The 17,407-nt window shown below is 65.5% G+C and carries 15 protein-coding genes and 2 tRNA genes; 5 read left to right on the forward strand and 12 right to left on the reverse strand.

The genetic code is table 11. The annotated features are described in order from the left end of the window. Positions 1-95: 95 nt before the first annotated feature. The 7 genes from glgB to BM162_RS11810 all read right to left on the reverse strand — a co-directional run bounded on the left by glgB (position 96) and on the right by BM162_RS11810 (position 9,798). Entirely contained in the window at positions 96-2,306 is a 2,211-nt protein-coding gene (glgB, locus tag BM162_RS11780; RefSeq protein ID WP_093422044.1) for a 1,4-alpha-glucan branching protein GlgB, read from the reverse strand. 63 nt (positions 2,307-2,369) lie between these two features. Beyond that, a complete protein-coding gene (locus BM162_RS11785) occupies positions 2,370-4,745 on the reverse strand; it encodes a glycogen/starch/alpha-glucan phosphorylase (RefSeq protein WP_093422045.1) in 2,376 nt (791 codons plus the stop codon). Positions 4,746-4,924: 179 nt separating this feature from the next. Further along, on the reverse strand, positions 4,925-6,034 hold the full coding sequence (locus tag BM162_RS11790) for a 5-methyltetrahydropteroyltriglutamate--homocysteine S-methyltransferase (RefSeq protein ID WP_093422048.1): 1,110 nt from the start codon (positions 6,032-6,034) through the stop codon (positions 4,925-4,927). A gap of 59 nt (positions 6,035-6,093) precedes the next feature. Continuing rightward, on the reverse strand, positions 6,094-7,449 hold the full coding sequence (locus BM162_RS11795; protein WP_093422050.1) for a TRAP transporter large permease: 1,356 nt from the start codon (positions 7,447-7,449) through the stop codon (positions 6,094-6,096). Then, positions 7,446-7,964 (reverse strand): TRAP transporter small permease, encoded by a 519-nt coding sequence (locus BM162_RS11800; RefSeq protein WP_093422052.1) that lies wholly within the window; start codon positions 7,962-7,964, stop codon positions 7,446-7,448. The genes BM162_RS11795 and BM162_RS11800 overlap by 4 nt, the downstream gene beginning before the upstream one ends. Further along, positions 7,965-9,014 carry a TRAP transporter substrate-binding protein gene (locus tag BM162_RS11805; RefSeq protein ID WP_093422055.1) on the reverse strand — a complete coding sequence of 350 codons (1,050 nt, stop codon included), beginning with the start codon at positions 9,012-9,014 and terminating at the stop codon, positions 7,965-7,967. 46 nt (positions 9,015-9,060) lie between these two features. Continuing rightward, a complete protein-coding gene (locus tag BM162_RS11810) occupies positions 9,061-9,798 on the reverse strand; it encodes a GntR family transcriptional regulator (protein ID WP_245759247.1) in 738 nt (245 codons plus the stop codon). 467 nt (positions 9,799-10,265) lie between these two features. Here BM162_RS11810 and BM162_RS11815 point away from each other — a divergent pair, with 467 nt between their 5' ends. Continuing rightward, positions 10,266-10,991, forward strand: a complete 726-nt coding sequence (locus BM162_RS11815; protein WP_093422060.1) for a sulfite exporter TauE/SafE family protein — start codon at positions 10,266-10,268, stop codon at positions 10,989-10,991. Positions 10,992-11,052: 61 nt separating this feature from the next. Continuing rightward, positions 11,053-12,246, forward strand: a complete 1,194-nt coding sequence (gene kynU / locus BM162_RS11820) for a kynureninase (RefSeq protein ID WP_093422063.1) — start codon at positions 11,053-11,055, stop codon at positions 12,244-12,246. 48 nt (positions 12,247-12,294) lie between these two features. Here kynU and BM162_RS11825 read toward each other — a convergent pair whose 3' ends face one another. Further along, a complete protein-coding gene (locus tag BM162_RS11825; protein WP_093422066.1) occupies positions 12,295-12,609 on the reverse strand; it encodes a hypothetical protein in 315 nt (104 codons plus the stop codon). A 152-nt stretch (positions 12,610-12,761) separates the two neighbouring features. Here BM162_RS11825 and BM162_RS11830 point away from each other — a divergent pair, with 152 nt between their 5' ends. Beyond that, positions 12,762-13,757 (forward strand): LLM class flavin-dependent oxidoreductase, encoded by a 996-nt coding sequence (locus BM162_RS11830; protein ID WP_093422068.1) that lies wholly within the window; start codon positions 12,762-12,764, stop codon positions 13,755-13,757. Between the two features lie 71 nt (positions 13,758-13,828). On the opposite strand, the gene BM162_RS11835 is transcribed toward BM162_RS11830, so the two are convergent. Next, positions 13,829-13,905: transfer RNA gene (locus tag BM162_RS11835), tRNA-Asp, on the reverse strand. Between the two features lie 33 nt (positions 13,906-13,938). Continuing rightward, positions 13,939-14,015: transfer RNA gene (locus BM162_RS11840), tRNA-Asp, on the reverse strand. A gap of 574 nt (positions 14,016-14,589) precedes the next feature. On the opposite strand from BM162_RS11840, the gene BM162_RS11845 reads away from it, so the two are divergent. Next, entirely contained in the window at positions 14,590-15,561 is a 972-nt protein-coding gene (locus BM162_RS11845) for a DUF2806 domain-containing protein (RefSeq protein ID WP_093422071.1), read from the forward strand. A gap of 47 nt (positions 15,562-15,608) precedes the next feature. Here the strand turns inward: BM162_RS11845 and BM162_RS11850 are convergent, their stop codons facing one another. Continuing rightward, complete coding sequence (locus tag BM162_RS11850) at positions 15,609-16,247, reverse strand: recombinase family protein (protein WP_093422073.1); 639 nt, start codon at positions 16,245-16,247, stop codon at positions 15,609-15,611. A 245-nt stretch (positions 16,248-16,492) separates the two neighbouring features. On the opposite strand from BM162_RS11850, the gene BM162_RS11855 reads away from it, so the two are divergent. Further along, entirely contained in the window at positions 16,493-16,759 is a 267-nt protein-coding gene (locus BM162_RS11855) for a hypothetical protein (protein WP_093422076.1), read from the forward strand. A gap of 345 nt (positions 16,760-17,104) precedes the next feature. On the opposite strand, the gene BM162_RS11860 is transcribed toward BM162_RS11855, so the two are convergent. Beyond that, positions 17,105-17,407 (reverse strand): integrase core domain-containing protein (locus tag BM162_RS11860; RefSeq protein WP_143096145.1); only part of this gene is annotated, 303 nt, incomplete at its 5' end.

A 17,407-nucleotide genomic window follows, 5' to 3' on the forward strand; every position in this document is an offset into this window, starting at 1 on the left:
TTTGTAACAAGCCTAGCCCGCCGGGAGGCCTTTGAAACAGGCTTTTGTTACCGACGGGGGCATCGCGGAGGCATTCGCTCCGCCGCGACGCGGGCTCAGGTTTCGCGCACGAAGACGAGGGTCGAGAGCGGCGGGATCGTGACCAGCGCCGAGGCGGGCTGCCCCTGCGAGCCGACCTCCTCGGCGTCGATGCCGCCCATGTTGCCCCGGTCGCCGCCGCCATAGATCGCCGCGTCGGTGTTCATCACCTCGCGCCAGCGGCCCGTGTGCGGCAGACCGATCCGGTAGCCAGACCGCTCCACCGGCGTGAAGTTGCAGACGACCATCGCCTCGGCATCGTCCTTCCCGCCCCTGCGCAGCCAGGCATAGACCGAGTGCGCGCTGTCGTTCGCCTCGACCCATTGAAAGCCTTCGGGCTCGCAATCCTTGGCGTGCAATGCCCGGTACTGGCGGTAGACCGTGTTCAGATCGCGCACCAGCCGCTGGATGCCGGCATGCTCCGGACGCTCGAGAACCGCCCAGTCCAGTTCGGCGCTGTGGTTCCACTCGGCCGGCTGCGCGAACTCGCAGCCCATGAACAGCAGCTTCTTGCCCGGGTGGCCGAACATGAAGCCGTAATAGGCGCGCAGGTTCGCGAACCGCTCCCAGCCGTCGCCGGGCATCCGCTGAAGCATCGAGCCCTTCCCGTGCACGACCTCGTCGTGGCTGATCGGCAGGATGAAGTTCTCGGAGAAGGCATAGTGGATGCCGAACGTCATCTGATGGTGATGGTGCTGGCGATAGAGCGGGTCACGCTTTATGTAGTCGAGCGTGTCGTTCATCCAGCCCATGTTCCACTTGTAGCCAAAGCCCAACCCGCCGTTGTCCACCGGCTGCGAGACGCCGGGGAACGACGTTGACTCCTCGGCCACCGTCATCACGCCCTCTTCCTCGCCGTAGACGACGGTGTTCACCTTCTGGAGCATCTCGATGGCTTCGTAGTTCTCGCGCCCGCCATGGACGTTCGGAACCCACTCCCCCTCTTTCCGCGAGTAGTCGCGGTACAGCATTGAGGCCACGGCATCCACGCGCAGGCCGTCGACGTGGTATTCCTCGAGCCAGTAAAGCGCGTTCGAGACGAGGAAGTTGCGCACCTCGGTCCGGCCGAAGTTGTAGATCAGGGTGTTCCAGTCCTGGTGGAAGCCCTCACGCGGGTCCTGGTGTTCGTAGAGGTGCGTGCCGTCGAACGTCGCCAGCCCGTGTGCGTCAGTCGGGAAGTGCCCCGGCACCCAGTCCAGCAGCACGCCGATGTTCTTCTCATGCGCCGCCTCGACCAGATCGCGGAATTCGTGCGGGGGACCGTGCCGGATCGTCGGCGCGAACAGGCCCACCGGTTGATAACCCCACGAGCCGTCGAACGGGTGTTCGCTGATCGGCAGAAGCTCGATATGGGTGAAGCCCATGTCGTGGACGTAATCGATCAGCTCGGCCGCGGCCTCCTTGTAGGACAGCGGGCGGCCGCCCTCGTTCCAGCGGCGGCGCCACGATCCCAGGTGAACCTCGTAGACCGAGATCGGGGCGGTGCGAGCGTTGCGGTCCTCCCGCGTGGACATCCAGTCGTCGTCGCGCCAGCCATAGCCGCGGATGTCGCGCACGACGCTCGAATTCTCGGGCGGGTGCTGGCTGCCGAAGCCGACCGGATCGGCCTTCAGCGGCTGGAGCGCGCCGTCGGGACCGACGATCTCGTACTTGTAAACCTCGCCCTCGACGATGCCGGGCACGAAGATTTCCCAGACGCCGGTCATACCACGTTTGCGCATCACATGGCGGCGCCCGTCCCAGTGATTGAAGCCGCCCACGACCGACACGCGCTGTGCGTTGGGCGCCCAGACGGCGAAATGCGTGCCTTCGCAGCCCTCGTGCTCGCGCACGTGCGCGCCCAGCACCTGCCAGATGCGCTGATGCGTGCCTTCGCCCAGATAGTATTCGTCCTGTTCGCCGATGACGGGGCCGAAACGATAGGCGTCCTCGTAGTCCCAGGCCTTGTCGTCGGCGCCGTAGCCGCGCAGGTGATACGGCTTGCCGCCGGGCACTTTGCCGGTGAACACCCCGACGCCATCGGTGACGCGCTCGAGCGGGTGTTCCTTGTTGCCGATCACCGCGGCCATGCGCACCGCGCCCGGATCGAACGCGGTGACATAGGTGGCACGCCCCCGCTTGTGCGGGCCAAGGATCGAGAACGGGTCGGGGTGGCGGCCGTCCTGGATGCGCCGGGCGTCGGCCTCGGGCACGATGTCGGTCGCCTGCCCCTGTTCAGCTTCGGTCATGTCGCGTCCCCCTTCGTCGGTTCCGGTTTTCCAACCAGCGCGCGCGGCGGGGGTTCCCGACCGTCAGGCCGGGACTGCGGAGGCTCCCCAGATGTCGCCCATGTAGCCCCGGATCGTACGGTCCGAGGAGAACCACCCCGAGCGCGCGGTATTCAGCACCGCCATTCTGGTCCATGACGTAGAGTCGCGATAGGCCCTGTCGACCTCACGGCTGGCCCGCCAGAAGTCGGTGAAGTCCGACGAGACCAGGAAGTAGTCGTGGCCCGACACGTTGTCGGTGATCGAACGGAAGCGCTCTCCATCCCCGTCCGAGAAGGTGCCGGCGCGGATTTCGTCCAGTGCGCGCGCCAGCCTCGGGTCGGCCGCGATGGCCTTGGCGGCATGCTCGTGCACCTTGCGCCGCTCCACGACTTCGGACGCGGTCATGCCGAACAGGAAGAAGTTGTCGGCGCCCACAAGCTCGCGGATCTCGACGTTCGCGCCGTCGAGCGTGCCGATGGTCAGCGCGCCGTTCAGGGCGAACTTCATGTTGCCGGTGCCCGACGCCTCCTTGCCCGCGGTCGAGATCTGCTGGGACAGCTCGGCCGCCGGGATCAGCTTCTCGGCCAGCGTGACGTTGTAGTTCGGCGGATAGACGACCTTGAGGAACTTCGAGGTCACCGGGTCGGCGTTGAGCACCTTGGCGACCGAGTTGATGAGATAGATGATCTCTTTCGCGAAGACGTAGCCCGGCGCGGCCTTGCCGCCGAAGATCTTGACCCGCGGCGTCCAGTCGCCGTTCGGGTTGTCGCGGATCTCCTGCCAGAGCGCGATCGCCTCGAGGATGTTGAGGTGCTGGCGCTTGTACTCGTGGATGCGTTTGATCTGCACGTCGAACATCGCGTCGGGATCCAGCGCCACGTCGTGCGTGTCGCGGAACCACTGCGACAGCTCGGCCTTGTTGGCGCGCTTGGCATCGCGATACGCCTTGCGGAAGGCCGAGTCCTCGGCCAGCGGCTCGAGCCGCGCCAGCTGCTCCAAGTCGTCTACCCAGTCCATGCCGATCTCGCCCGCGATCAGGTTCGACAGGCGCGGGTTGGCCGACAGCAGCCAGCGGCGCGGGGTGACGCCGTTCGTCTGGTTCACGATCTTGTCGGGGTACTGCGCGTGCAGGTCCTCGAACACCGTCTGCTTCATCAGCTCGGTGTGCAGGGCCGACACGCCATTCACGCGGTTGGCCATGACGAAGGACAGCTCGCCCATCTTCACGTCGCCATTCTCGATCAGGCGCACCTTGCGGTTCGGCTTTTCCTGGGCGTGATGCTCGTCGATGCGCTGGATCAGCGTCATGTGACGCGGCAGCAGGTCGCTCATCAGCTCTTCCGACCACTTCTCGAGCGCCTCGGGCAGCAGCGTGTGGTTGGTGTAGTTCAGCGTGGCGCGTGCGGTCTCGATCGCGCGGTCGATCTCCATCCCCTTCTCGTCGTGCAGGATGCGGACAAGCTCGGGCCCCGCGATGGCCGGGTGCGTGTCGTTGAGCTGGATCGCCACCTTCTGCGGCAGCCACGCCGGGTCGTCGTATTCGCTGTCGAAGCGGCGCACGATGTCGCGCAGCGACGCGGCGGTGAAGAAATACTCCTGCTGCAGGCGCAGGCGCTTGCCCTGATAGGTCGTGTCGTCGGGATAGAGCACGCGGCTGATGGTGCGCGCCGACGCCTCGGCCTCGGCCGCGGCAGCGAACTCGCCGCGGTTGAAGCGGTCGAGGTCGAAGATGTCTACCGGCTTGGCTTCCCACAGGCGCAAGGTGTTCGCCCACCGGCCCTGCCAGCCGATGATCGGGGTGTCGTGGGCGCTGGCCAGCACGGCTTCGCTGGGCTCCCAAACCGGTTTGCCGTCCCGCTCGGCCACGCGACCATTGAAACCGATGCGGAAAGACGCCTCGGGCCGGGGGAAGCCCCACGCGTTGCGTCGCAGCAGCCAGTCCTCGGGGCTTTCCATCTGCCGGCCGTCGCGGAAGCTCTGCTTGAACAGGCCATGCTCGTAGCGGATGCCGTAGCCGTAGGCGGGGCAGCCGATGGTCGACAGCGACTCGAGGAAGCACGCCGCCAGCCGGCCCAGACCGCCGTTGCCGAGCGCCGCGTCGGGTTCGTCCGACAAAACGTTGTGCAGGTTCTGCCCGAAGCCCGACATCACCTCGTCGGCCGCGTCCATGAGACCGAGGTTCACGACCGCGTCCTCGAGCAGGCGGCCGATCAGGAACTCCATCGACAGGTAGTAGACGCGCTTGTGCTTGCCGCCATAGGTCGCGCGGGTCGAGGCGAACCAGGGGTCGACAATCCGTTCGCGCACGGCAAAGGACAGCGCGAGGCGCCAGTCGTTCGTCTGGGCGTGCGCCGGGTCCTTGCCCAGCGAATAAGTCAGGTGACGCAGTACGGCGTCACGCAGGTCCTGGGTCTGCATGGTCTGAACCCTCTCTTGCGGAGCCGCGCCCGGGCGGCGCGGCGACGGTGTTAGCGGCACCAATAGCGGTTCGGGCCGCTTATACCCGGTGCTGGCGCGCTAACAAAACCTTCTGCGTGAGTCCCGCAAGAGCTAATCGGGGAGGACGCGAAGTCACTCCCCGAAAGTTGCCCGATTGCTCAGACCTCACCCCAGATCTCTTCGGCGGTGCGCACGACGAGTTCCAGTTTCCGACGCTGGTCGTCGGGCGTGATGGCGTTGCCTTCCTCGGTCGAGGCGAAGCCGCATTGCGGGGCGATGCCCAGCTGGTCGATGTCGGCGTATTCCGACGCCTTCTCGAACTGGCGCTTCAGCCAATCCATATCCTCGAGCTCACCGGTCTTGGTCGTGATGAAGCCCGGCAGCACGCGCTTGTTGCCCTTGGGCAGAAGCTTCAGCGGCTCGAGCCCGCCGGCCCGCTCGGTGTCGTACTCCATGAAGTAGACGTCGACGCCGGTCTTGTTGAAGATCGCGTCGGCGGCTGGATCGTACGCCCCCTCGGCCGCGTGGGTCGAGCGGAAGTTGCCCCGGCACATGTGCATGCCGATGATCATGTCGTCGGGGCGATCCTTGATCGCTTCGTTCATCATCCACGCATACTGATCGATCAGCCAGTCCGGGTCCTGCCCCTGCTCCTGCCGCGAGGCGCGGTGCTTGGGGTCACACAGGTAGGCGAAGAAGATGTCGTCCATCTGCAGGTACCGGCAGCCAGCGTCATAGAACGCTTGGACGGCCTTCCTGTAGGTCTGCGCGATGTCGTGAAACAGGACGTCCAGGTCCTTGTATTCGGCCGGCGCGATGTCTTCGGGCGCGGTGCGGAAGTGGATCGCCGACGGGCCGGGGATCGAGATCTTCGGCGTCACGCTGGTGTTGTCGCGCACGAACTTGAAGTGGTCGAGCATCGGATGGTCGGCCGGGAAGTCGAGCTTGCTGGTGATCGTGGGGAAAATCGGGCGCAGCTTGACGCCGGCGAACTGCACGCCGTCGTCCCGCTCTTCCAGGTCGAGGCCGGTGAGCATTCCCATGAAGTCATAGTGCCAGAACGAGCGGCGCGCCTCGCCGTCGGTGACAGCCTTCAGACCGACCTCTTCCTGCATCTTGATGAGCCCGGGGATCTCGCGATCCTCGACCTCGCGCAGCTCGTCTGCGGAGATCGACTTTTCCTCGAAGAACTTCTTGCGCGCCTCGGTGATCGGCTTCGGGCGCAGCAGGCTTCCGACGTGGTCGGCGCGATACGGCGGTGTGGGCATCTGTATGCTCCTACTCTCAGGACATTAATAACTGGTTTACGCGGGGGCCAGTCGGCCCCTCACTGCAAGACGGACGGCAGCCAGAGCGTCAGCGCCGGGAACAGCAGAAGGATCACGACGCGCACGATCTCGGCCCCGAAGAACGGCGCCACGCCCTTGAAGGTCTCGAGCATGGGGACATCCTTGGCCATCGCCGAGATGACGAAGACATTCATCCCGACGGGCGGTGTGATCAGCCCCAGCTCCACCACGATCAGCGCGAGAATCCCGAACCAGATCTTCAGATCCTCGGTGGACATCCCGAAGCCCGACCCCTCGGCCATCTGGTAGATCCCGCCGTTCAGCTCGCTCAGGACCGGCCAGAAGAACGGGATGACCAGCAGGATCATCGACAGGCTGTCCATCAGGCAGCCCAGGAAGATCAGCGCAATCAGCAGAAGGATCATCACCAGCATCGGCTCGTACCCGCTGGCCAGGATCCACTCGGCCGTGGCCTGCGGCAGACCGATGCGGGACATGAAAATCTTCATCAGCTCCGCGCCCAGCAGGATCAGATAGATCATGCCGGTGGTGCCCGCGGTCTCCTTCAGGCTTTCGATCATGTCGCGGATGCGAAGCTGTCCGCGGAACGTGCCGTAGACCCAGACCAGGAACACGCCCACCGCGCCCGCGGGCGTAGGATTGTAGAAGCCCCCATAGATGCCGCCAAGCACGATGCCGAAGATCACGAGGACCGGGATCAGGCCAAGCGTCGCCTCGCGGAACTCTTCGCGATCCGAGCTGCCACCCGCCGGACCCGCCTCGGGCCGGACCAGCACGTAAAGCGCGATCGTCAGCAGGAAGAAGATCACCGCCAGGATGCCGGGGATCAGGGCTGCGGCGAACATGGTGACGATGTTCGCCTCGACGATGATGGCGTAGACGATCAGCACGACTGAAGGCGGGATCAGGATGCCCAGCACCCCGCCCGCTGCAAGCGAGCCGGTCGCCAGCGCGCCCGAATAGTTGAAGCGCTTGAGCTCGGGCAGCGCCACCTTGCCCATGGTCGAGGCCGTGGCCAGCGAAGAGCCTGCAACCGCACCGAAGCCGGCGCAGGCGGCGATTGCGGCCATGGCGGTACCGCCCCTGAGCCAGCCGAACCACGCGTTCGCCCCGCGAAACAGCGCCTGGCTGAGCCCCGACCGTCCGGCAAGCACGCCCATCAGCACGAACATCGGCACGACCGACAGGTCGTAGATCGAGAACTGGCCGTAGGCGAGCGTCTTGAGCTGGTTGAGCATCAGCGCCGGCCCGTTGATCAGCGTGATGCCGACCCCGCCGACGAGGATCATGGAATAGGCGATGGGCATCCGGGCGGCGATCAGCAGCACCAGGACGACCAGGGCGATCACGCCCAGCGTCACGGGATCGGTCATTCAGAAGCTCCCGTGGCGACCTGGCGCCCGGTCTCGAGGAAGGTGATCAGCGCGGCGACGGCCAGCAGCGCGAGCGAGATCAGGATCGGAACGAAGGCGATCCATGTCGGGAACTGCAGGATCGCGGTGGTGTAGCCATAGTCGCGCTGGTCGAGCATGCCGTAATACATCCGCCACACCAGCAAGAGCGCGAAGAAGAAGGCGACGACCGACGCGACGAGCTTGAGGAACGCCACCGTCCGTGCCGAGGCGCGCGCGGTGAAGATGTCGGCGGTCACGTTGGCGTCTGTCAGCTGGCAGTAAGGCAGGAAGCTGAAGGCGGCGACGGCGATGCCAACTTCCGTCATCTCGAAGTCGCCGGGAAACGGCCGCCAGACGACGGCGCCAACGACGCTCACCACGTTCATCAGAACGACGAGCAGAAGCAGGACGCCGCCGAGCAGCGCCCAGAACGTTATCAACGCGGCGGCCGCACCGGTTGTCCCGGTGCGGCCCATCTTCAGAAGATCAGTCATTTACCTGTCGCTGTGTTCTTCGATTTTCTGCCGGGCCTTCTCGACCAGCGCTTCGCCGTCGATGCCCTTCGAGCTCACGTCCTCGACCCAGCGGTCGACGACCGGCTGAAGCGCGTCGCGGAAGGCCTGGGTCTCTTCCTCGGACAGGACGATGTGCTCGTTCCCGGCCTCGGTTGCGACCTGGATGCCGTAATCGTCCGTCGCGCGCCAGATGCGGCCCACCTCGGCCCACCATTCGGGGCCCGACGCGTCGCGGAAGGCCTGCTGGATGTCTTCGGGCAGACTTTCCCACTTGGCCTGGTTCATCGACACCTGGAAGGTCGTCGTGCCGATGCGCTCCTGGTCGTGGCCTTCGATCTGGTACTCGGTCTGGTCTTGGATGTTCAGGGCCGGGATGATTTCCCACGGGATCAGCGCCCCGTCCACGACGCCCTTCTGAAGCGCCTGCGGAAGCTCTGGGACCGGCATCGCCGTCGGGTTGGCGCCGAGCGCCTCGATCGCCCAGGCCCCCGTGCGGGTCGGGATCCGCAGGTTCTTGCCCTCGAGGTCGGCAGGCGTGCGCACCGGCTCGTCCGCCATGTGGATCGCCTGGCCGGCGTGGACGTGGAGGAACATGGGCTCGGTCCCGCGGTACTCGTCGCCGAGATCGCCGTCCTGCCACATGTCGTAAAGCGCGAGGTTCGCCGCGACGGGGTCGTTCTTGAACACGGTTGGCAGTTCCATCACCTCGGTCCGAGGGAAGAGCCCCGGGGTGTAGCCATTCACCGTCCAGACCAGGTCCACGACTCCGTCGCGCACCTGCTGGATCAGCTCGGGCGGACGGCCGCCCAGCGTCATTGCCGGGTAGACCTCGATCTCCACCCGGCCGCCGGAATTCTCCTCGACCGCCTCGGCCCAAGGTTCGAGCATCTCGGTCTGCGCGGGCGACTGCGCGCCCAGCAGGTGGTGCAGCTTGAACGTATATTCCTGGGCCTGGGCCCCGCCCGTCAGCGCAAGTGCCGCAACGCCACCGGCCAGAATCACCGCTACTTTTTTCGTCTTCGTTGTCATCTCGTCCTCCCTGTCTGAGACTCGATTGGCCGCTGGCTTACACGCCTCAGCCGGCCGACACCATGGCGAGTCCGGGAACCGCCCCGGCCTCGTCTGGATCCCGTTGCATCAGGTAATCGAGGTTGGCCCGCGCGAGCCGCGCATGTTCGCGCGCCAGCGCCTCGGCCCGGGTGCCCTCGCGCGCCTCGATGGCCTCGATCAGCGCGCGGTGCTGCCGCTGCGCCACGAAAAGCGACCGCCGGATTTCGGGCACGGCAATCTGACCTTGCAGGAACGCGCTCGGGCCCGCCAATGGCAGCTGCGAGACGCGCGCATGTTCGCGCCGCACCGTCTCGGACCCGGCCAGAGCGCCGAGCGCTTCGTGAAAAGCCGCGTTGAGGTCGGCATAGGCCTCGAAATCCGTCTCAGCCTCGCTTGCGCCGAGCGCCTCGTCGATCCGATCGACGAGGTCGTGGCAAACGCGCAACGCCCCGGGTGCGGCGCCCCGTTCGGCCGCGAGCCGCACGGCCATGCCCTCGATCGTGCCCCGCACCTCGATGCTGTCGACGACGTCGGCCACCGTGACCTGCCGCACGCGGCAACCGCCCGTGGGGATGCGTTCGAGGAACCCCTCTTCGACCAGCCGCGCCATCGCTTCGCGCAGCGGCGTGCGTGAGATACCCAGCTGCTGAGAAACGGCGACCTCTGACAGACGCTGTCCGGGCTCGAGCGCGCCCGACATGACAAGTTCGCGCAGCTCCATGAGCGCCTTCATGAACCGCGTCTTCTTCTCGAGCTCCGCCAATCGCCCCTCCTGCCCCGTCCGCATACTCGGCAAAAGCCGATGCCGCGGCAAGCCGTTCTTGAATGTGCTACCCTGTGTACAAAACCCCGTCAAACCCGGCTGCGAGGGAGCATGGGGAGGCCCGGAACATCGGGACAGAAGAAAATACCTTTTTAAATGATAGTTAGCACACCATCTTCATCTTTTAGTTGAAGCCTTCGACCGCAAGATGCGGTGATCGACTGTATACATGAGTCTAGGCCCGGACAGTCCGTTACCGCCACGCACAGCACGGCGGAACGCCGGCCAACTCCGCGTTCCCGCAAGAGCGGGATAGGGAAACGCGCGGATCGCTTCCAAAACCGCCCGCAACCTTCTGACCCAAAACGTTTTCCTCGACATTCTTCAAGAAGCGCCTCAGCGTTCAAGCCGGCGCCCCTCCTCGCCGCCACTGGACGCGCGGGCGGAAGCGACGCACAAACCGCTGCATGATATGGGCTTTTCTCGCACTGGCGCTGGGCGGCGTGCTCAAGGGCGCGACCGGTGCCGGCGCACCGATCATCGCCGTGCCGGTCATGGCGATCCTCTTCGACGTGCCCTTCGCCATCGCCATCTTTTCGGTCCCCAACCTGGTCTCGAACCTGTGGCAGGGCTGGCATTACCGCTCGCATCAGCTCGACCGCCGCTTCACGGTCACCTTCGCGCTGGCCGGCGCGCTCGGCGCGGGCATCGGCACCTTCATGCTCGCCAATCTCCCGCAGGAGGCGCTGCTGATCCTCGTGGCGCTGTCGGTGTTCGCCTACATCGCCTTCCGGCTGGCCCGGCCGGACTGGGTGCTGCCCTTCGCCGTCGCCCGCCGGATCGCCCTGCCGGTCGGCACGCTGGCGGGCGTGATGCAGGGTGCGGCCGGCGTCTCGGCGCCCGTCTCGATCACCTTCCTCAACGCGTTGCGGACCGAGCGATCCGCCTTCGTCGCCACGATCTCGGTCTTCTTCGCGGCCATGGCCGTGGTGCAGATCCCGCTTCTGGGCCATTACGGCTTCCTGACATGGGAGCGGCTGGCCTGGTCCTGCGCGGCGCTCGTGCCCCTGTTGGCCGCCATGCCGGTCGGCGCCTTCCTCGCCCGGCGCATCTCGAAACAGGTGTTCGACAGGCTCATCCTGGGACTGCTCGCGCTGGTCGCCCTCCGGCTGCTGATCGACGCTTTCTCCTGATCGACTTGCCTTCGCCGTCGCGCCGGTGTCCTGTGCGCGCCGACGAATTGAGGGAGATACGATGACCGACTTCGCCGCGCTCAAGCGCCGCTTCCACCTGCCCGAGGGCGTGATCTACCTGGACGGCAACTCTCTGGGGCCAATGCCCGTCGCCGTACCCGAGCACATGGCGCACGTGCTTCGGAACGAATGGGCCGAAGAGCTGATCCGCGGCTGGAACACCGCCGGGTGGTACACGCAGCCCGCCCGCGTGGGCGACCGCATCGGCCGCCTGCTGGGCGCGTCCGAGGGCAGCGTGGTCATGGGCGACACGCTGTCGGTCAAGGTGCACCAGGCGCTGGCCGCCGCCTTGGCTATGCGCCCCGAGCGCAAGGTGATCCTGTCGGACAACGGAAACTTCCCCTCCGACCTATACATCGCGCAGGGCATCGCCGGGATGCTGGGGCGCGGCCACGAGTTGCGCACGCCCGCGCCCGAGGATGTCGAGGCCGCGATCACCGACGAGGTGGCGGTGCTGATGCTGACCGAGGTGGACTATCGCACCGGCCGAAAGCACGACATGAAGCGCCTGACCGAGAAGGCGCACGCCCACGGCGTCCTGACGGTCTGGGACCTGGCTCACAGCGCCGGCGCACTGCCGGTGGATCTGGCGGCGGCCGGGGCCGATTTCGCCGTCGGCTGCACCTACAAGTTCCTCAACGGCGGCCCCGGCTCCCCGGCCTTCATCTACGTCGCGCCGCAGCACCAGGAGCAGGCGGCCGTGGCGCTGTCGGGCTGGATGGGCCACACCGCGCCCTTCGCCTTCTCGCCCGATTATGTCCCCGGCGAGGGCATCGCCCGGATGCGCGTGGGCACGCCGCCCGTGCTTGGGCTCTCGGCGCTCGAGCCCGCGCTCGACATCTGGGAAGAGGTGGACATGCAGGAGCTGCGCACGCGCTCGATCGAGCTGGGCGAGCTGTTCATCCGCGAGGTCGAGGCGCGCTGCCCGGAGCTGCGCCTCGCCAGCCCCCGCGACGGCACGGCGCGCGGCTCGCAAGTGTCGTTCCGGTTCGAGGACGGCTACGCCGCCATGCAGGCGCTGATCGACCGGGGCGTGATCGGCGACTTCCGGATGCCGGACATTATGCGCTTCGGTCTTACGCCACTATACATCGACGAGGATGATGTGCGGCGCGCGGTGGACGTGATCGAGGACGTCATGTCGAACCGCCTGTGGGACACGCCCCAGTACAAGGCGCGCAAGGCCGTCACCTGATCCGGAGAGGCGCGCATTTCCGCAGGATTATGCGTAGCAAAATCCCACCTACCTCTCCCGCCGGCGTTGCCACTTGCGCCGGCGGGTGCTCCACGTCCGGCGGCCCCAGATCATCGCGCGCGAAATCGGCTGCTGGAGGAACGGCACGTCGAGCGCCAGCAAGAGCAACCCGAGCGGCAGCATCCACAGCCCCACGATCGGCAGGAACCCCAGCAGGCCTCCCACGATCAGAAGGATCGCGACGGGGATACGGATATGCCAGCGGCGCGGGACGAGCAGTCCGCGGACCACGCCTTCGCTCTTCGGCACGTTCTTCGACAGCGCGTCGAACTGACGCCGCAGCCGGCGCTCGCGTTTTTCCATCTGGTCGCGTTCCTCCATCCGCGTGAAGTGGGGGGCCCGGGGGCAAAGTGCAACGCGGTGCCGGGGTTCCGTACCGTCATCCGGCGCGCCCTGCCCCTTTCACCGGCGCCGACGGCGGACCATCTTGAGCACAAGTCAGACCGGAGACCGACATGCAGTATTCCATTCTCGACCTTGCGCCCGTTCCCGAAGGATCGGACGCGGGACAGGCCATCGCGAACAGCGTCGACCTCGCCCGCCATGCCGAAAGCTGGGGCTACCACCGCTACTGGCTGGCCGAGCATCACAACATGCCGGGCATCGCCAGCGCCGCGACGGCCGTCCTGATCGGGCACATCGCGAGCGCGACGCGCAACATCCGCGTCGGCGCGGGCGGCATCATGCTGCCCAATCACGCGCCCCTGGCGGTGGCCGAGCAGTTCGGCACGCTGGCCACCATGCATCCCGGCCGCATCGACCTTGGCCTCGGGCGCGCGCCCGGCGGCGACATGGCCGTCGCCCGCGCGCTGCGCCGTTCCATGGATCGGGGCGACGACTTCCCGCGCGACGTGATAGAGTTGATCGACTACCTGGGTCCCGAACGCCCCGACGCCCCGGTGCGCGCCCTTCCCGGCGAGGGCACGCAAGTGCCCGTCTGGATGCTGGGCTCATCGCTCTACGGCGCGCAGCTCGCCGCGCATCTGGGGCTGCCCTATGCTTTCGCCTCGCACTTCGCACCCGCGGCGCTGGACGACGCGGTCGAGGTTTACCGCCGCAACTTCCGCCCCTCCGAACACCTCGACGCGCCGCGCTTCATGCTCGCGGTGAACGTCTTCGCGGCGGCTACGGACGACGAGGGCACGTTCCTGCGCACTACCATGCAGCAAGCCTTTGCGCGGCTGCGTCTGGGCCAGCCGGGCAAACTGCCCCGCCCCGTGCGCGACATCGACGCCGAGATCGGCGCGAACGTGCGCGCGGCGGTGGACGAGGCCCTGCGCGTCACGGCCGTCGGCGCGCCACAGACGGTGCGGCGGGATCTCGGCGCCCTGATCGACCGCTACAAGCCCGACGAGCTGATCCTGACGGGCCAGATCCACGACCACGAGGCGCGGCGCGAGTCGTTCCGCATCGCGGCCGAGGTGCTGTCGGACATGGCGGTTGCGGCCTAGGCCGCGCCGCCGCCCCCACAAACGACAACGGGCGCCCGAGGGCGCCCGTTTTGTCTTCCAGATCTAGGAAGTGGCGCGGTTGACGGGGCTCGAACCCGCGACCCCCGGCGTGACAGGCCGGTACTCTAACCAACTGAGCTACAACCGCGCATTACGGCCGGTTTTGGGCTTTGGAACAGCGTGGCGCGGTTGACGGGGCTCGAACCCGCGACCCCCGGCGTGACAGGCCGGTACTCTAACCAACTGAGCTACAACCGCTCGCTGTTCGTCCGAAGCCCGCTCCGAACGTGTGGGGCGTTCTATGGCCGGGGCCGGTCGGCGTCAAGCGCCCAATCGCCCCTTCCAACCAGATTTCCCGCACGTCATCCTCCGAAAGTGTCCTCAGCTTTCGCTGCGGCACATTCCCGTTCCACTCGCTCGGCTGCACCTGCCGATTCACGCGAACAGCGCCCAGGCCGCACGTGCCGGAGGCCCCCGGCGTACCGGGCGTATTCTCGTGGTTCGAAGGGAAGGGATGGTGGGTGATGAGAGACTCGAACTCTCAAAACGGTCACTCAAACTACTGATATGAAAGCACGATCCCACCTCATGTTCTCGGTATGTGTACCAGAGAGCTGAACAAAGCGTCAATCCGATCTCCGCACCTCGCTCGATGTACAGCGGCGCCTTCCCGGCTCAGTTCGCCCCACCGACGCAAGCTCACCCGAAAAGAGGGGAGCTATGAAGCAAGGACACCCGAAATCGCGCCTAGCTCGCACGCCGTTAGTCTTTTAGTCTCAGAGACTTCGCCTTAGAACTGTACCAACTGATCAAGGCGGGCCACGAGGTGACGATGACGGACGACGAGATCAATCAGCCGATGCATTGGCTGGACACTCTACTCGAGGGAGGCTTACCTCAGGTTCTGGCAGGACCTGCAGGTAAAGCTATCAGCCGATTGATCGGATCAACTGCTGACATCCCGGTAGCGTACCTAGAGGGAGTTGCGAGGGATATCCGAGACAAGTCCGACGCTCGCAGCGCAGTTTCGCGGGCCATCGCAGAACGGGTTGCCGAAGCCGCTGCTCAGGACCCAGAAGTTGTCGACCGCGCTTTGCAAAGCATGGTGGCTCGCTCCTACAGGAGCCAGACAAACCGGGAAGCGGTTGCAGCTGTGGCCGTCGAGGACCTTCAGACGACGCCCCCTTCGCCCGGCACCGAGGGTCCCTCCGATGACTGGATGAATAGGTTTGAGCGTTACGCCGAGGATGCGTCTTCCGAGGACCTGCGGATGATGTATGGCAAGCTGCTCGCGAGTGAAATCCGGGAGCCGGGCAAGATCGCCCCGACGACCGTACATTTCGTATCTATGCTCGATACTGAGACCGCACAGTTGATCGAGCGAGTGCTGCCGGTTTGCAGCCCCGACGGGGTCGCGATGACTGCGATTTTGCATCCCAAGTTGTCAATCCCGGAGACCACCTACATTGAACAGTCTGGCTTCTGGACGGCCGAAAAGACCTTCAGCATGACGTTTTCAGAGGATGGCCTCATCATACGCTCATTCAAGAACGACAGCCGTGGGGTTGCCTTGCGCGGCAAGCCCAACAGCAAGCTGACTGTCGAAGCCGCAGTACTGTCCCGCGCGGGAAGAGACCTCTGCAACACGGTTATTCGAGACTTCGATTATCAAGCGTTCGCAGACTTCGCTCTCTCGAAACCCGAAGTTGATGAGGTACATTTGGGACAAATCCAGAGAGAAAAGGACACTGTCGAGCTCACGTCCCCTATCCAGCTTTTCCCAACCCGGAAAGAGTCGCAGTGACGGGCGGGCCGTCAGCGGCTTGGCCTTGAGGTGAACTCGGGAGCGCTTCAATGGTCCTCCCATCGCTCCACGGCAACTCGTGCTGCTGAAGGATCGCTCTTGATCCGAAGGACTGTCTGCCGCGTCAGGCCCGCTGCCTTCGCCACAGCACTTGTCCCAGTTCCTGCAGCGAGCATGTCCTGCACCTGGGCCAGCTTCGCCCGGTCGTAACTCGGCTTCTTTCCCCGATACTTTTTGGGGTCACCTTTGTTGGACTGAATACCGGCCTTCTGGGCTTCCTTGGTCGCCTCCGCCTGTGCCTGAGCAGTCGCCGCCATGAAGGCGATGAGTGCGTCTCTCACGGCCTCCTGCATAGGGTCTGTAGTCGCGCCATCGAAGGTCATGTTGTTGATGACGGTTCGGATGACGACACCGCGGCGCATGAAGTCCCGGATGGCGTCCGTCACGTCCTGATAGTTTCTCCCTAGCCGGTCCACCCAGCGCACGACGAGGACATCGCCCCTCCGCAGCTTGTCGTAAAGCCGCCTTCCTTCCGGCCTCTCGGCGAGCTTCGCGTTCACCCCCGACACGCCATGGTCAGCGACGACCTCATCAAGCTGAAAGCCCGCTGCCTCCGCTTGCGTCCTCTGGTGGTCCAAGTTCTGGTCGGCAGTACTGACGCGGGCATAGAGGATCGTTTGGGACATAATGCCTCCGCTTGTGTCCGAAAAGGTCATGTCCGCTGATAGACGTGTACGTAGACGGATGTCAAACCCTTACGGACACACCCAAGCGAGCCTCAGGACACGACCACTAGGGCATACCCTTGCGGACACAATCGCTGGCGCTGGACCTTCCTCGCCGTCTTCGATACGAATGAGGGCAACGGCACCAATGCGTTGACGCATAGCTGCGGTCCTGTTGCACGACACGACGCAACACGAGGACACTCATGACTCACATCGCCACATACCGCTGCACGGTCGAGGTTGCGGCCTCCACGCTCTTCATCGAGCTGCCCTGCATTGGTGAACTTCACGTCTCGCGCCACTCCGCGCTACCCTCGTCACGCCCGCCTTTCGTCCTCCGTGACAGGGAGCAGCACGGCTCCGAATACACGCTGGGCGCTGGGCATTGGCAGGCATACTTCACCCCGGCCTCCACCATCCGACGCAGCAACCGGGCATGGCAGCGCCAGCGCAGCGGTGGCAACGGCTGAGGGAAGCACAGGGAAGGCTGGGGCTGACGATGGCCCCACCCCCTGCCGCCTACAAGATCGGAGGGGGAAGAACGTCCTGGCGCTCCATTGATAAGGAGTTCAGATGTGCGACCCCCAAAAGGTCTTGGGTCCCGTCGGCCTAATTCGGCCCGCCCACGCTGCCGGGTGAGGTCTCCTCCGGGGAGGTACCGCGATAGACCCAACTTCGAGGCGGCTGCCGTCCGTAGCGCGGCTCGCCCAGATACGCTTGCCCCGACGCTTTGAGCCTCGCCGCGTATCGCGCGTGGTCTGAGGTGGCCCCCGTTTTCCGGACAGTGTTGCGGCGCCGCTAAGCTTGCCTGTTGATCATGCCGCCGCTTTCAGGCCGGGGCCCTGATGGGCCTCGACCGGTGTTCGTCCGCCGAGCGCGGAGTGCGGGCGCTCGTTGTTGTAGAAGTCGATCCACTTGCCGATGCCAGCCCGGGCCGCTGACCCGGTCTCAAAGGCGTGCAGATAGACGCACTCATACTTCAGGGATCGCCATAGCCGCTCGATCATGACGTTGTCCATCCAGCGTCCGCGACCGTCCATCGAGACCTTCACCGTCGCATCCAGCAAGACTTGCGTGAAGCGCGGGCTGGTGAACTGGCTGCCCTGATCCGTGTTGAA

The organism is Tranquillimonas alkanivorans, assembly GCF_900115595.1.
Classification (GTDB): Bacteria; Pseudomonadota; Alphaproteobacteria; order Rhodobacterales; family Rhodobacteraceae; genus Tranquillimonas; species Tranquillimonas alkanivorans.